Below are 15971 nucleotides of genomic sequence, written 5' to 3' on the forward strand. Positions count from 1 at the left end.
GCCATGACCACCTTGATCGCTCCCCGCGTGCATGACATCGGCGGGCTGGAAGTGCGCCGCGCCGTGCCCACGCTGCAGGCGCGCAGCGTCGGCCCATTCGTGTTCGTCGACCATATGGGCCCGGCGGTGCTGGAGCCGGATCACGGCATCGACGTGCGCCCGCATCCGCATATCGGCCTGGCGACAGTGACCTTCCTGTGGTCCGGCGAGATCGGCCACCGCGACAGCCTGGGCTCTGACCAGGTGATCCGCCCCGGCGACGTCAACTGGATGACCGCCGGCCGCGGTATCGCCCATTCCGAGCGCACGCCGGCCCCCGAGCGCGCCCGCACGCATGCGCTGCACGGCATGCAGACCTGGATCGCGCTGCCGCGCTCGGCCGAAGAGACCGCGCCCGCCTTCCATCACCACGCCGCCGCCAGCCTGCCGCAGCAACGCCGCGCTGGTGTCTGGCTACGCGTGATCGCCGGCCGCGCGTACGGCGAGGAATCGCCGGTACAGGTGTTCAGCGGCACGCTCAACGTCGCGCTGGATCTGCAGCCGGAGGCGGAGATCGACCTGGACACCGGCCACGCCGAACGTGCGCTCTACATCCTGGAAGGCGAGGCGCAGCTGGATGGCACCGACGTGCCCGCGCGCCACCTGATCGTACCCTCGCCCGGCAGCCGCGGGCGCCTGCGCGCCAGGACGCCGCTCAAAGCGATGCTGCTCGGCGGCGAGCCGCTGGATGGGCCGCGCCACCTGTGGTGGAACTTCGTCTCCAGTTCCAGGGAGCGCATCGAGCAGGCCAAGGACGATTGGCAGGCCGGCCGCTTCGGCCGCATTCCCGGCGACGACAAGGAATTCATTCCACTGCCGCAAACCCCGGCGCCCAAGCCGGTCAACTACCCCTGACCGCAGCCGGCAGCCCGGCAGTGCCGCGCTGCCAACCCAGGTCTCGCAACGGGAGTGCCCGCGCGCACGACCGATTGCAGCCCAACCTGCGAATTGCGCTTGAGCTTGCAGCCCCACCTGTGGTAGTCATGTCGACATAGGTTGGGGACAGGTTGCGTGCGGGCACAGCCGGGCGGGGAGCGCACGGGCTGATGCCGCGACACGGTCAACGACGCTGTCCCTGCGCAGACATCCAACGCCGGGGAACACTTGAATGAAGTCCGCATCCTGCCTTGTCGGCCTGAGCCTGTTGTTGGCCGCCGCCACCGTTCACGCCCAAACCTCACCGGTCTGCCCACCGTTGCCGCCAGCCTCCGGGCTGCAGTGGAGCGAGCTTTCAGGTGCGGACTATCTGTTCTGCAAGGCCATGACTGCAGACGGTCGCCAGGTGATCGGCGTGATGCTGACCACGCGCGACCCGGCGATGACGCTGGCGCGTGACCGCCGCGCGGAGAAGGGCCAGATCCAGCAGGAAGACTTTTACTGGTACAAGCTCGACCTGGGCGGCCGCGAGCTGCCGGGCATGGAATCGCGCCGCGTCACCGTGGTCGAGCTTGGCAAGAAACGCTATGCACAGCTCTGGATCGACGGCGCCAGCACCGAAGAGCTGGCCTCGATGCAATCGCTGGTGCAGAACATGGATCTGCAGCCCGCCAGCCTGGCCTTGCAGCGCTGACGCAACCGGGAGTGAAGCGCCAGGTCATGCCGACATGATGCGGCCCGGCGCGCGCCAGCTGCGTACACGCCGTTGCATGCCCGGCGCGCCTGCGCTTGCACATGCCTGCTGCAACACCCGACGCGTCGCCGTCATCCTGCAGTGCCGTATCGGCGCGCACCTCGTCGGTGCGCAGCCGATGGAGCGGGCAGATGTCGGCCACCTCCAGCAGGCGGTCACTCACGCCGCTCTCCTACGCGTGGCGCGAGCGGCCGGCTAAAACCGGCCTTCCTGGAAGTCGACGAAGGCCTGCATCAATTCCTGCTTGGTGTTCATCACGAACGGGCCGTGCCGCATCACCGGCTCGTTGAGCGGGCGGCCCGCCACCAGGATCAGCTGCGCGCCGTCGGCACCGGCCCGTAGCGTCAGGCGCTCACCGCCGCCCAGCACCGCCAGTTCCTGCGCCGGCAGCGCACGCACGGCATCGCCCTCGCCCACCGTCACCGCACCTTCAAAGGCGTAGGCAAACGTGTTGTGGCCGCTGGGCAGCACATAGTCCCAGGACGCCTCCGGTGCCAGTGCGATATCCAGGTACACCGGCTCGGTGGCCGGTTGCACGATCGGGCCGCGCACCTGGCCCACGGCTCCGGCGATCACCTTGACCGTGACACCGGGCGCCGGCTGCGCGACCGGGATGCTGTCCGGTGCGTACTCCTGATACCTGGGATCGGTCATCTTGTCGCGCGCCGGCAGGTTCACCCACAGCTGGAAGCCGCGCATGCGCCCGGATTCCTGCTCGGGCATTTCCGAATGGATCAGCCCGCGGCCGGCGGTCATCCACTGCACGCTGCCCGGGGTCAGCAGGCCCTCGTTGCCGTGGTTGTCCTTGTGGCGCATGCGCCCGTCCAGCATGTAGGTCACCGTCTCGAAGCCGCGGTGCGGGTGGCTTGGGAAACCGCCGATGTAGTCCTCGGCCTTTTCGGTGCCGAACTCGTCGAGCATCAGGAACGGGTCCAGATCCGGCAGCTGCTGGGTGCCGATGACGCGGGTCAGCTTGACCCCGGCGCCGTCGGAGGTCGGCATGCCGCGGATGGTGCGCAGCACATGCGCCGGTGTCGTGGTGGGGGTGCTCATTGCGTGATCCCTGTGCAGTGGGTCGGTGCACCAATGATGGGTGCGCCTGCTGCAACGCCCAACCACGGCCGCTGCAACCGATCGTTCCAATCGTCGGCCTCCTATGGCGGGCGCTAGCGCATCGTGTACCCGAATACTCTACGACCAAAGTTTTACCCTGCCGCGGAACGCTGCCATTGACCGCAGCCTGGCACGGGGGGACCCTTGGGCGAATCGTTCCTGAGGGGCATGCATGAAAGGGTTCTCGAAGCTGGCCTGGGGCGCGCTGGCGCTGCTGGCCGCGTTCTGTCTGGGTACCGTGGCGCTGCGGCGTGGCGAGCACATCAATGCGCTATGGATCGTGGTGGCGGCGGTGTCGATTTATCTGATCGCCTACCGCTTCTACAGCCTGTTCATCGCCGACAAGGTGATGCAGCTGGACGTGACCCGCGCCACGCCGGCGGTGGCCAACAACGACGGCCTGGACTACGTGCCCACCAACAAGCACGTGCTGTTCGGCCACCATTTCGCCGCGATCGCCGGCGCCGGGCCCCTGGTCGGTCCGGTGCTCGCCGCACAGATGGGCTACCTGCCCGGCCTGCTGTGGCTGGTGGTCGGCGTGGTGTTTGCCGGGGCGGTGCAGGACTTCGTGGTGCTGTTCCTGTCCAGCCGCCGCAACGGCCGCTCGCTGGGCGATCTGGTGCGCGAGGAAATGGGCCAGGTGCCCGGCACCATCGCCCTGTTCGGCGCCTTCCTGATCATGATCATCATCCTGGCGGTGCTGGCGATGGTGGTGGTCAAGGCGCTGGCCGAAAGCCCGTGGGGCATGTTCACCGTCATCGCCACGATGCCGATCGCGCTGATGATGGGCGTGTACATGCGCTACATCCGGGTCGGCAAGATCGGCGAGATTTCGGTGGTCGGCCTGATCCTGTTGCTGGGTGCGATCTGGCTGGGCGGCAAGGTCGCGGCAGATCCGAGCTGGGGCCCGGCATTCACCTTCACCGCCAAGCAGATCACCTGGATGCTGATCGGCTACGGCTTCGTCGCCTCGGTGTTGCCGGTGTGGCTGTTGCTGGCACCGCGCGATTACCTGTCCACCTTCCTCAAGATCGGCACGATCCTGGCGCTGGCGATCGGCATCGTGGTGGTCATGCCGGACCTGAAGATGCCGGCGCTGACCCAGTTCGCGTCCACCGGCGACGGCCCGGTGTGGAAAGGCGGCATCTTCCCGTTCCTGTTCATCACCATCGCCTGCGGCGCGGTCTCCGGCTTCCACGCGTTGATCGCCTCGGGCACCACGCCCAAGCTGCTCGCCAACGAAGGCCACATGCGCTACATCGGCTACGGCGGCATGCTGATGGAATCGTTCGTGGCGGTGATGGCGCTGGTGGCCGCATCGATCATCGAGCCGGGCATCTACTTCGCCATGAACAGCCCGGCCTCGCTGGTCGGCAGCGACACGGTGGCCGTTGCGGCCAAGGTGTCCGAGTGGGGCTTTGCGATCACGCCCGAGGTGCTGGAAGCCACGGCACGCGACATCGGCGAGCACAGCATCCTGGCACGCGCCGGTGGTGCGCCCACCCTGGCGGTGGGCATCGCGCAGATCCTGCACCATCTGCTGCCGGGCGAAGACACCATGGCATTCTGGTACCACTTCGCGATCCTGTTCGAAGCGCTGTTCATCCTGACCGCAGTGGATGCCGGCACACGTGCGGGCCGCTTCATGCTGCAGGACCTGCTGGGCAACTTCATCCCGGCACTGAAGAAGACCGAATCGTGGACCGCCAACATCATCGCCACGGCCGGCTGCGTGGCGCTGTGGGGCTATCTGCTCTACACCGGCGTGATCGATCCGTTCGGCGGCATCCAGACCCTGTGGCCGTTGTTCGGCATCTCCAACCAGATGCTGGCCGGGATCGCGCTGATGCTGGGCACGGTGGTGCTGTTCAAGATGAAGCGCGACCGCTACGCCTGGGTCACGCTGGTGCCGGCGTTGTGGCTGCTGATCTGCACCACGTATGCGGGGCTGATCAAGATCTTCGACAGCAACCCGGCGCAGGGCTTCCTGGCGCAGGCGCACAAGTACCAGGACGCCATCGCCGGCAACACCATCACCGCGCCGGCCAAGACGGTGGCGCAGATGCAGCAGATCGTCACCAATGCCTACGTCAACACCGGGCTGACGGTGCTGTTCCTGTTCGTGGTGGGATCGATCCTGGTCTACGCGGTCAGGACGATCGTGATTGCGCGCCGCAATCCGCAGCGCAGTGATCGCGAAACCCCGTACGTGGCCTTGCAGCCACACCAGATGGCGGACCTGTAATGGGCACCCAACTCGTTCTTGCCAGCCAGTACCAGGTGCATCGCCGCATCTGGCGGCGCCTAATACAGACCGCCCGCCTGTGCTGCGGCATTCCCGATTACGACAACTACGTGCGCCACATGCTGGAAAAACACCCCGACAAGCCGGTGATGGACTACCCCACCTTCTTCCGCGAGCGCCAGGACGCGCGTTATGGCGGCAAGAGCGGGTTTCGCTGCTGCTGACCGGATGACCGGGCAGGTGGCGAGTCGGAATGCAGCAGGGCGCGATGCGAATCGCGCCCTGCTGCGTTGATGGCTTGGGATTGGCCGCAGGGAGTCCTCTCGCACTCATCAGCGCGGACACACCGCAAGCACGGGCGGCCGATGGATGGCCTTGCCGATGGATCAGTTGTAGGGCGGGTGATCTGCGGCCTGGCTGCAGGGCCCTTGCCCGCCCACGCTGCGGGACACGCCGCAAGGCCGGGCGGCCGATGGACGGCCTTGCGGAAGGAACAGTTGTAGGGCGGGTGATCTGCGGCCTGGTTGCAAGGCGCTTGCCCGCCAACCGCTGCGGGACACGCCGCAAGGCGGGGCGGCCGATGGACGGCCTTGCCGATGGATCAGTTGTAGGGCGAGTGATCTGCGGCCTGGCTGCAGGGCCCTTGCCCGCCCACCATCGCGGGACACGCCGCAAGTACGTCCTTGTAGGCTCTGGCGCGGCATCCATGCCGCTCAAGGTCCCGCGACGGTGGGCGGGCAAGGGCCAGTCAAGAGGGTCGGTGTGCATGGTTGCGAGCTAGGGCATGACCTACGTTGCTTGGATCATGTTGCGCCTGAAAATACTCATTGCAGTTCGAGCGACAGGCAAGCTTTGAACAAGCACCCTACGACTTTTTCTCAGCGCCTCACCGCAGGTCTGGCAACAAGCAGGTTTCACCTGGCCACCGACCAAGCGTCTGGTGCGGTGTCCTCGCCGGTTGCGGGACCGTGTGGCGGCATGGATGCCGCCACCGCGCCTACATGGACGTACTTGCGGCGTGTCCCGCGAGTGGTGAGGGCACCGCGCCCTCGACCCACCGAGCTGTTGACCTGGACTTTGACCTGAGCGTTTGACTGCACTCAAACCACGCTACGGCTCGACAGCTCTGTTATCGCAAGTCGATTGCACGATCTGGCCGACTGCGGTTGAAGAACGAGCTGGCTGCCACTTCGCCGCCATCGACACCGCATTCAACAACTCTTGTCAGCAGCGCTCAGCCAGCGCGTTTTTTCGTGAGCCGCTCGAACAACGCCGGTAAATCGCGCATATCGTCGAACACCGCCAGCACGCCAAGCCGACGCAAGGTGTCGGCATGCCCCTGCGGGATATGGCTGGCCCCGGTGAAACCCAGCACCTGCATGCCGGCCGCCAATGCGGCAGTCGCACCGGTGGGGCTGTCTTCGATCACCAGGCAGCGCTCCGGCGCAACGCCCAGGGTGCGTGCAGCCAGTAGATAGACATCAGGCGCCGGCTTGGGACGCTCCACCATATCGGCAGCGAAGACATGCCCCGCCGCACGTGCGGTGAGCCCCACCCGTTCGACCGAGGCGATCACATTGTGGCGGCGGCTGTTGGAGGCCACCGCCAGCGGCAACGGTATCTGTTCCAATGCGTCGCGCACGCCGGCGATCGGCTGCACCTCGGCCTTGATCAAGGCTTCGCTACGCGCCTGGATCTGGGCCAGCAAGGTCTCCGGCAGCTGCACGGCGAAGTGTTCCTGCACGCGCAGCAATACCTCACGCGTGGTCTGCCCGAACGTTGTCCCGAGCAAATGCTCCAACGCCTCGGCCGGCACGAAGGCCGCCAGCGCCTCGCGCATCACCCGGTCGGCCAGTATCTCGCTGTCGACAAGCACGCCATCGCAGTCGCTGATCAGTAATTCGTAAACCATTGCACCCATCTGTTCGCAAAGCACCATTATGCCGAGCGCGTTGTGACCGTTGGCTGTTGTAGATTGCATCCGCGTGTGAAGCCCATCGTGGTGCATCGGCACCATGCAGACATCACCACGGCGAGCGGCCTCAACGGCCGACACCCAGGCGCCGGCGCATGTCACGAAATCTTACCGCGCGTCGGTTGGGCAGCTGGTAGGATCGGCCCGGCTGCGGAAGGACACACCGCAGTGCCACCAGGAATGCGATCAGGAGAAGGAGATTTCGATGCAACCGCGATTCCCCACCCTGCTCGTTCTTGCGACCTCGTTTTTCGCGGTCTCATGCACCGCCTCGCCCGGTGCCAAGGAGCAAACCACCATGTCAGCTACGCTGCACGATCACACCGTCGCCTTCCGCGACCCCGGCCTGAGCGATATTGCCAACGCCATTGCGCACGGTGACGTCGCCCGAATCGGCGCACTCGCACCGACAGTCGACCTCGCCGCACACGGCGATCAGAACGTCACCCTGCTCGAGTGGGCGATCTGGAATGAACAACCCCGCGCCCTGGCCGCATTGCTCGATGCAGGCGCAGACCCGTCGTTGCCGGGCATGGACCAGGAAACGGTCGTGCACATGGCCGCCATGGCGCAGGACGCGGAGTACCTGAAGATCCTGCTGCAGCACAAGGCGCCGATCGACGTGGTCAGCGCACGCGCAGGCTGGACACCGTTGTTCCGCGCCGTGCAGAGCAAGCGCGATGCGCAGATCGCGTTGTTGATCGACGCCGGCGCCGATCTGCAGCGCGTCGACAACACCGGCAACAGTGTGCTGCACCTGGCCGCCCAAAGCGGCGCGGCGAGTCCGGCAGTGCTGCAATTGCTCAAGGCCGGCGTGGATCCGACGTTGCGCAACGCGCAACAGAAAACCTTTCAGGCGTATTTCTTCACCACCCCCGATCGCCTGCTCAATGCCGCCGGCCAGCAGGTCAGGGCGGACGTGCGCGCATGGTTGAGCGCCCACAACATTCCCGTGGAAAGCAGCCGCTAAGCGGGCTTTTCGCACGACGAACGCAAGGAGCCGCGCATGAGCCCGTCAGATTCCACCCACTCGTCCACCCCATTCGCAGAGTCGATGCGTGGACAGCAACCGCAGCCGGAAGACAGCCAGTTTCCGGCGGTGCTGCAAGACCTCTACGCCACTGCCTCGCAGCGACGCGAAGGCAGCGCTGAAACCTTCGCGCCCCTGCCCAACGGCTGGACGCGCATGGACGACAGCACGCTGCAGCGTGCCGGTATCGACCCCGGCCTGCTGCACGACGCCAAGAGCGGTTTCGATGCCGCGTTCTACCGCAACGACCAGGGCCAGGTGGTGCTCGGCTTCTGCGGCACCGACGAAGGCAAGGACTGGAAGCACAACCTCGGCCAGGGCCTGGGCTTCGACGACGCGCAGTACGCGTCCGCGATCCAGCTTGGCAGCCAGGCCAAGCAGGCGTTCGGCGACCAGGTGGTGATCTCCGGACACTCGCTCGGTGGCGGTCTGGCGGCGGCATCGGCGATGGTCAACGACATCCCCGCCGTGACCTACAACGCCGCCGGCGTCAACGACCGCACGCTGGAACGCCAGGGCCTGGATGCCTCGGCGGCCAAGGACTACGCCAGCAGCGAGTTGATCCGCGGCTACCACTTCCGCAACGAGATCCTCACCCACCTGCAGGAAGACAGCATCCCGCTGAAATGGGCGATGCCCAATGCGGCCGGCCATCAGATCGAGCTGCCGGAACCGGACCCGTTGTCGTTCGGGCAACGCCTGGTGCCGGGCATGATGCTGAAGCACCGCCTGGACCTGCACGGCATGGACTCGGTGATGAAGGCGCAGGACATGCAATCGCCCGGGCAGGCGCAAGGTACCGGCAGCCAGTTGTTCAACGATGCGGTGGTGCGTCTGGACGGCCAGCGCGAGCGCCTGGGCCTGCGCGACGACACCGCGTTTCTCAATACCGCCGCCAGCGTGGCCGCGCGTGCCAGCAGCGACGGTCTGCAGCGGATCGACCACCTGGTGCCCAACCGCGATGGCGACAGCCTGATTGCGGTGCAGGGCCGGATGGACGACCCGGCGCATCTGCGCAGCCACGTGCAGACCGCCTCGGCAGCCAGCGAGCCGGCGCACGGCAATGTCGATCAGTTGCAGCAGCACAACCAGCAGCAGTCGCAGCAGAGCACACAGCAGGAAGCGCAGCGCCGCGGTCTTCAGCAGTAATCGTGGTCGGGCACCGGCGCTGCCGGTGCCCGACTCGATGTGGCCGCCCCCCCTTGGCGAACGGTTGTCGCCTGGAGGCAGCGGGTGCATCCGGCACTGCGGCAGAGGCGTGGCAACGCCCGCGCGCGCCCGGCAACACGGTCCGACGGCGCGCCAGGCAGCGGCAGGCCCGGTCAGCCCGCGCCTGCCATCGCCCGCAGGGTGATACCGACCAGATAGGCCAGATACGTGCCGGTGGCGTAGCCCATCGTGCCCAGCAGCACGCCGACCGGCGCCAGGGCCGGGTGGAACGCGGCGGCCACCACCGGCGCCGAGGCCGGTCCACCAATATTGGATTGCGAGCCGATCGCGAAATAAAAGAACGGCACCCGCAACAGGCGGCCCAGGCCCCATAGCAACCCGATATGCACCGCGATCCAGATCAGCCCGAGCAGGAACAGCCATGGCCGGTCCAGCAACGCCAGCAGATCCATCTGCATGCCGATACAGGCGATCAGGAAGTACAGCAGCAGCGAGCCGATCCTGGACGCGCCAGCGCCCTCCAGCGTCCGTGCGCGGGTGAAGCTCAGCAGCAGGCCGATGCTGGTCGCCAGCACCACCACCCAGACGAACGGCGTGTCCAGGCTGAACTGGCTGGACCAGCGCAGGTTGGCCTTGCACCACGCGGCCAGCGGCGAGGCCAGCGCATGCGCCAGCCCGACCCCGCCGAACGCCACCGCCACGATCACCATCAGATCGGCCAGGCTGGGAATGCGCGCGTGTTCGGCCTGGAACTGCGCCATGCGCGCCTGCAGGGCATCCAGCGCGCGGGTATCGGCTCCGCTGCGCGCATCGATGCTGCGTGCGCGCCCGGCCAGGAAGATCAGCGCCGCCATCCACACATAACCGACGCCCACATCCACCACCGCAAACTGCCCGAACGTGGTGGCGTCCACGTTGAAGACCTCGCGCATCGCCAGCATGTTGGCCCCGCCGCCGATCCAGCTGCCCGCCAGCGCGGCCATGCCGGCCCAGGTATCGCCGGCCACCGTGGCCGGATGCAGCCAGCCCATCACCCAGAACGCCACCACCGCCCCGAGCATGATGCTCAGCGATGCGCCCAGGTACATGGCGACCAGCTTGGGCCCCAGTCCCAGGATGGCGCGCAGGTCGACGCTCAACGTGAGCAGGACCAGCGCGGCCGGCAGCAGCACGTCGCGCGCGATCGGGTTGTACAGGCGGGTATTGGCACCGTCGATCAGGCCAACGGTGTTGTAGATGCCTGGGAGCAGGTAACACAGCAGCAGCGCCGGGACGACGGCGTAGAAGCGGCGCCACGGCCCCTGCTCGCGCGAGGAGGTCCAGAACACCGCGCCCAAGGTGGCGGCGATCAGGCCGAAGACGACGATATCGTTTTGGATCAAGGCAGAACCGGCAACGTTCACTGGGGCGACACTCTCGACTGGGAGCCGCCAACGTGCGGATCCCAGCAAGAATGGCCGATCGCCTGCATCCAGTCGACTGGCCATCCTCGCAACCACGGGGTGCCTACAAAGTGGCCGGATTTACGCAACCGCAGGTTGCCGGGTGCGCGCGATCGCCCCCGCCTGCCAGGGCGGACGGTCAGCGCCGCCTTTCCCCTGCTGCAGGGTGCCGGCCCGGTCAGCCGTAGCGACGCACCACGCGATCGCCTTCGGCGGTATGCAACACCACGCCGCTGGGCTGACCGGTGGTCAGGCAGTGCAGCTTGGCCATCAATTCGGCATTTTCCAGTGCGCCCTGCTCGCGCAGATAACGCAGCGGCGACCATTGCGGCCGGGTGACCCACCAACCGCCCTGTTCGGGATGAATACGGACAACATAGCGGGACTCGTCCATCAGGGCCTCCGGCCGGTAGATGCAGCGATCGAACGATTGAGGTGGGCAGCGCGGGGAGGCGCAGCGCACCGGCGCTGGGGGGGCCATGGTCCTGCCGGGGATGCCGGCGCGCCCTTACTCAAGGGGCCGCGGGAGAGTGGCCAGGGGCCCCGCGTCCGGCATAGCAAGAATGCTTCTTCGCTTATGCCAATACCGTCGGGCGGACACTGGCATGAAGGTAGGAAAATTCCTACGTGACACCGATCAGGGCGGGCGTTAGATTCGCGCTCGAGCGGCGAACCAACGTCGCAAGTAGCCGTCAACGGGCGCAGACGGCGCGAGGGAATTGGTCGCTCGTGGAAATGCCTCGGGGGAGGAGTCGCATGCATCTGCTCAGGAAGTTCCAGTTTCCGGTCAAGACCGCGATGGTAGTGGGCTATGTCCTGGTGATCAGGGAAGCGATCGTGCTGTGGTCCTGATGCAGCTCTGCCGCCAGGCTGCCGGATAGCGCGCAGCTGCACCCGTCACGGTGTCTCAATCCGCATCCACCCAGCCACGCTGTTGCGCTGCGAGCAGATCGGCGGGCGTGTCCACGTCCAGCGCAAGCGCCGGGGCGCTGACGCAGCCCAAGGTCTGCACGTCCAGGCCGGCGAACAAGCCACGCAGGCCGCTGTCGCCCTGCAGCGGCACGTCGGCCCAGGCCGCGTGCGTGACCACTGCGGGAATGCCGCGCACACCGGCATACCCGCTGGTGGCGCACCCGGAGGCGGCACGGTCGGCCTCTTCGAGCAAGGCGCGCAGATGCGGCGCATCCAGCGCGGGCTGATCGCACCCCAGGATCAGGCTGCGCCGCAACGAGGTATCGTCCTGCACATGCTGGCGCAGCGCCGCCAGGCTGGAGCCCATGCCGGCGGCCCAGTCGGCGTGGCGCAACACCTCCACCTCCAGTCCCTGCAGGACATCGCTCAGCGCGTCCGCATCGGCGCCCAGCACCACCACGCAGCGGCGTGGCCCCGTCTGCAACGCGATGCGTGCAAAACGCCGCAACAACGGTTCACCGTCGCGCAGCAACAATTGTTTGGAACGCCCCAGCCGGCGTCCTGCACCTGCGGCGAGCAGCAGCGCGACGTGATCGCTGCTCATGCGTCAACTGCCATCGCACGAGGCGAACGATGGCGCGATGCCGGCGGCATTGGAGACCAGTCAAAACCGGCATCGCGCAAAGTCGCGGATAAAGGGCCGGCAATGACGGGCGACGGCAATCGAGCTGCGTCGCAAGCGACGTCGTCATCGTGATCACGTAGTTCGGTCATGGCGACGTGGCGTGGTTTTGGAGATGCGCCAGCGTAGAGATTCAACTGTGCGCGCGGAGTGACTAAATGCAGCGCAGTCTCCGGCTCGCGCTGGATGGCGCCCCCTGCACCCGACCAATGGCGTGGCGGGCATTGCATTGCGATGTCAGCTCGACGATTGGGGAGACAAGGCCACGGCAGCGCTACGATAAACATCGCAGTGCGTAAGTGTCAGCGCGGGATAAGGCAGTTAATCGCGGCCGCGAGGAGCATGCAGTAAATACATACCCAAGGGCCTATCAACCATCAGCTTTCCACGGCGCCGCACCGCAGCAGAAAACCTCGGCTACGAGCAACAGACCAACGCGATGGCCCACCGCAGATCGAAATCAATGCAAATACGCGATTGCGCCTTGCTGCCCGCTCGCCTGACCGCAACAGCCTCAGCCGGCCAGCGCGGCGGCCTGCCCATCGGCCACCGCCTGGATGGCTTCGGCAATGATGCCCAATGCAATCGTGTGCGGTGAGGAGTGCCCCATGCGCCAGCCCGCCGGCAGCCGCAATCTGGCCAGGGCCGCATCGTCATACCCGAGCGCACGCAGTGCCTGCAGGCGTGCCTCACGCTTCTGGCGACTGCCCAGGATGCCGATGCAGGCGACCCCGGAGGCAAGTCCACGACAGGCGACCTGCAGATCGCTGTCGCCGTCGTGCGCAAGGCTGTAAAGCGCGGTGTCCGCATCCAGATGCAGATCCTGCAAGGCCTCGCCCAAGGCACGGCGATCGTAATGGTCAGCAGCCAGTCCGGGCGGCGGTTCGCCGGGACCATGCGGCCGCAACACGCGCACCTCGATGCCCATCTGGCTGGCGAGTGACACCAGCACCAGCAGCGCAGGATCGGCACCGACCAGCACCAGCCGCAGCGGGGGGCGATGGGTGCGCAGGAATTCATCGGGACGCAGATCCTGCGTGCTCGCTGGGTAACGGACCGCGCCGGTGGTCCGATCCAGCGCGACATGAAACGGGCGACGATGCTGGCGCGCGTTGCGCCAGCGTGCCAGATGCTCGCCAAGATCCTGCACCGGCCAGACCAGCACGCCGATACGGCCGCCGCAGCTGAGCTGGATATCCAGCACCTGGCTGCCTTCGCCGTAGTCCAGCCAGCGCGGGGTGCCGTCGCGCAAGGCGGCGATGGCTTCGTGCGCCACTGCCGCCTCCACGCACCCGCCCGAGACGTAGCCGGCCACCCGCCCATCGGCACTGATGGCCATCTCGCTTCCCAACGGGCGCGGCGAGGAGCCTTGCACGTCGATCAGCGTGGCGATGGCCACGCGCTGGCCCGCCCGATGCCAGGCGCTGAGCGTCGGCAGCAGGTCATCGTGCAACGCGTAGCTTGGCCATGCCGGCCACGCCGGCTCGGCCGGCACCGCGTGCGTGACCGGGGCCACCATCGCACTCACGCGCGCAACAGCTCGGGCAGATGCGGAAGCAGCTTGTCCAGCGTCACCGGGTACTCACGGACGCGCACACCGGTAGCGTTGTAGACCGCATTGGCGATTGCCGCGGCCACGCCGCAGATGCCCAGCTCGCCGACACCCTTGGCCTTCATCGGCGACGACATCGGGTCGCTCTCTTCGAGAAAGATCACTTCCTGGTGCGGGATGTCTGCATGCACCGGCACTTCGTAACCGGCCAGATCGTGATTGACGAAAAAGCCCAGCCGCTTGTCGACCGCCAGCTCTTCCATCAGGGCCGCGCCCGCGCCCATCGTCATGCCGCCGATGACCTGGCTACGTGCAGACTTGGGATTGAGGATGCGCCCAGCCGCACACACCGCGAGCATGCGGCGGATGCGCACCTCGGCAGTGGCGATATCCACGCCGACTTCGACGAAGTGCGCGCCAAAGGTTGACAGCTGATGCGTCTTGGAGAGGTCGCCGAACTCGATCTTGTCCTCCACCACCAAGGCGCCATTGGCGGCCGCATCGCCCAGCGCGATGCGCTTGCCGCCGGCACGCACATGGCTGTCGGCAAATTCGGCCTTGGCCGGGTCCAGCCCCAGCTGCTTGGCGACGGCCTCGCGCAGCTTCACCGCCGCAGCGTAGACACCGGCAGTGGAGCTGTTCGCACCCCACTGCCCACCGGAGCCAGCCGAGGCAGGAAAACTGGAATCGCCCAGCCGCACATCCACCCAGTCCAGCGGCACGCCCATCATCTCTGCGGCGGTCTGCGCAATGATGGTGTAGGAGCCGGTGCCGATATCGGTCATGTCGGTTTCCACCACCACGCGACCGCCTTGCTCCAGGCGCATGCGCGCGCCGGAGGTCATCACCGGCGCATTGCGGAACGCTGCCGCCACGCCCATGCCGACCAGCCAGCGCCCATCGCGGTTGCTGGCCGGCTTGGCCTTGCGCTTGGACCAGTCGAAACGCTTTGCGCCATCTTCCAGGCACTTGACCAACTGACGCTGCGAGAACGGGCGCTGCGGGTTTTCCGGATCCACCTGGGTATCGTTGACGATCCGGAACTTGACCGGATCCATATCCAGCTTCTCGGCCATTTCGTCCATGGCCACTTCCAGCGCCATCAATCCCGGCGCTTCGCCAGGCGCACGCATCGCATTGCCTTCGGGCAGATCGAGCACGGCCAGGCGTGTGGCAACCAGGCGGTTGGCACCGGCGTACAGCAACTGCGTCTGCGCGGCCGCAATCTCGGGCCCACCCTCGGGCAGGTCGCCGGACCAGCTCTCATGCGCAATCGCGGTGATCTTGCCATCGCGCTGTGCGCCGATACGGATGCGCTGCACGGTGGCCGGGCGATGCGTGGTGTTGTTGAAGATCAGCGGCCGCGGCAACATCACCTTGACCGGGCGTCCGACCTGGCGTGCGGCCAGCGAGGCCAGCACCGCATCGGCACGCAGGAAGAGCTTGCCGCCGAAGCCGCCACCGATGTACGGCGACATCAGACGCACGTTTTCGCGCGGAATACCGAGCGTCCTGGCCAGATCGCCCGTGCTCCAGTCGATCATCTGATTGGAGGTCCACACGCTGAGCTTGTCGCCCTCCCACATGGCGATCGATGCGTGCGGCTCCATCATCGCGTGCGAATGGTCAGGCGTGGTGTATTCGGCATCCAGTTGCACCGGGGCTGCCGCGAAGGCGTTATCGAAATCGCCGACTGCGCTGTTCGGCGCCCCGCCCTCCTTGGTGACCTTGGCGCCATCGCGTGCCTTCTCCAGATCGTAGGCACCAACATGGCGGCCGTAGTCGACCTTGATCAGCTGGCCTGCGGCGCGTGCCTGCTCGAAGGTCTCGGCCACCACCACGGCAATGGCCTGGTGGTAATGCTGGATCTCCGGGCCGCCCAGCAGCTTGGCGGTGTTGTATTTGCCTTTCTGCAGCTTGCCTGCATTCTGCGCGGTGACGATGCCGAGCACGCCCGGCGCATTGCGCGCAGCGCTCAGATCGATGCTGCGGATGCTGCCCTTGGAGATGCCCGCACCGACGACATGGCCGTAGGCGGCACGTCCAGGCAGGTCGTGATGCTCGTACGCATACGGCGCCTGCCCGGTGGTCTTGAGCGGACCGTCGATACGGTCGACCGGCTTGCCGACGACCTTGAGCTGGTCGATGGGGTTGGTACTGGCGGGAGTGTCGAATTTCATA

At 66.6% G+C, this 15971-nt stretch carries 13 protein-coding genes; 6 read left to right on the forward strand and 7 right to left on the reverse strand.

Going from position 1 to position 15971, the window contains the following annotated elements; all coding sequences use genetic code 11:
• Positions 1-3: 3 nt before the first annotated feature.
• Positions 4-894 carry a pirin family protein gene (locus tag H7A86_RS13960; RefSeq protein WP_119127871.1) on the forward strand — a complete coding sequence of 297 codons (891 nt, stop codon included), beginning with the start codon at positions 4-6 and terminating at the stop codon, positions 892-894.
• Positions 895-1147: 253 nt separating this feature from the next.
• Positions 1148-1609: a hypothetical protein gene (locus H7A86_RS13965; protein ID WP_119127870.1), complete on the forward strand. Its 462-nt coding sequence runs from the start codon at positions 1148-1150 to the stop codon at positions 1607-1609.
• Between the two features lie 255 nt (positions 1610-1864).
• On the opposite strand, the gene H7A86_RS13970 is transcribed toward H7A86_RS13965, so the two are convergent.
• Entirely contained in the window at positions 1865-2722 is an 858-nt protein-coding gene (locus H7A86_RS13970) for a pirin family protein (protein WP_119131225.1), read from the reverse strand.
• Between the two features lie 232 nt (positions 2723-2954).
• On the opposite strand from H7A86_RS13970, the gene H7A86_RS13975 reads away from it, so the two are divergent.
• The gene (locus tag H7A86_RS13975; RefSeq protein ID WP_104648104.1) at positions 2955-5027 is read left to right on the forward strand and encodes a carbon starvation CstA family protein; all 2073 of its coding nucleotides are present in this window, start codon (positions 2955-2957) and stop codon (positions 5025-5027) included.
• Positions 5027-5251, forward strand: coding sequence for a YbdD/YjiX family protein (locus tag H7A86_RS13980; RefSeq protein ID WP_016904074.1), 225 nt, complete (start codon positions 5027-5029; stop codon positions 5249-5251). Before H7A86_RS13975 ends, H7A86_RS13980 begins: the two co-directional genes overlap by 1 nt.
• A gap of 1010 nt (positions 5252-6261) precedes the next feature.
• Here the strand turns inward: H7A86_RS13980 and H7A86_RS13985 are convergent.
• Complete coding sequence (locus H7A86_RS13985) at positions 6262-6966, reverse strand: HAD family hydrolase (RefSeq protein ID WP_180708156.1); 705 nt, start codon at positions 6964-6966, stop codon at positions 6262-6264.
• Between the two features lie 241 nt (positions 6967-7207).
• On the opposite strand from H7A86_RS13985, the gene H7A86_RS13990 reads away from it, so the two are divergent.
• Together H7A86_RS13990 and H7A86_RS13995 are read left to right on the forward strand one after the other, a co-directional pair.
• Positions 7208-7972 (forward strand): ankyrin repeat domain-containing protein, encoded by a 765-nt coding sequence (locus H7A86_RS13990; RefSeq protein WP_164739169.1) that lies wholly within the window; start codon positions 7208-7210, stop codon positions 7970-7972.
• 36 nt (positions 7973-8008) lie between these two features.
• Entirely contained in the window at positions 8009-9181 is a 1173-nt protein-coding gene (locus H7A86_RS13995) for a Tle-like phospholipase domain-containing protein (RefSeq protein ID WP_119131222.1), read from the forward strand.
• A 173-nt stretch (positions 9182-9354) separates the two neighbouring features.
• Here the strand turns inward: H7A86_RS13995 and H7A86_RS14000 are convergent, their stop codons facing one another.
• The 5 genes from H7A86_RS14000 to paoC form a co-directional block, all read right to left on the reverse strand.
• A complete protein-coding gene (locus H7A86_RS14000; RefSeq protein WP_119131221.1) occupies positions 9355-10605 on the reverse strand; it encodes a DUF819 family protein in 1251 nt (416 codons plus the stop codon).
• Positions 10606-10822: 217 nt separating this feature from the next.
• Positions 10823-11038: a hypothetical protein gene (locus H7A86_RS14005; protein ID WP_104583112.1), complete on the reverse strand. Its 216-nt coding sequence runs from the start codon at positions 11036-11038 to the stop codon at positions 10823-10825.
• Between the two features lie 513 nt (positions 11039-11551).
• On the reverse strand, positions 11552-12160 hold the full coding sequence (locus H7A86_RS14010) for a nucleotidyltransferase family protein (RefSeq protein ID WP_104583111.1): 609 nt from the start codon (positions 12158-12160) through the stop codon (positions 11552-11554).
• Between the two features lie 592 nt (positions 12161-12752).
• Entirely contained in the window at positions 12753-13766 is a 1014-nt protein-coding gene (locus H7A86_RS14015; RefSeq protein WP_180707895.1) for an XdhC family protein, read from the reverse strand.
• Positions 13763-15970: an aldehyde oxidoreductase molybdenum-binding subunit PaoC gene (gene paoC, locus H7A86_RS14020; protein WP_119131220.1), complete on the reverse strand. Its 2208-nt coding sequence runs from the start codon at positions 15968-15970 to the stop codon at positions 13763-13765. The genes H7A86_RS14015 and paoC overlap by 4 nt, the downstream gene beginning before the upstream one ends.
• Between the last annotated feature and the right edge of the window lies 1 nt (position 15971).

Source organism: Xanthomonas euroxanthea (genome assembly GCF_903989455.1).
Classification (GTDB): domain Bacteria; phylum Pseudomonadota; class Gammaproteobacteria; order Xanthomonadales; family Xanthomonadaceae; genus Xanthomonas; species Xanthomonas euroxanthea.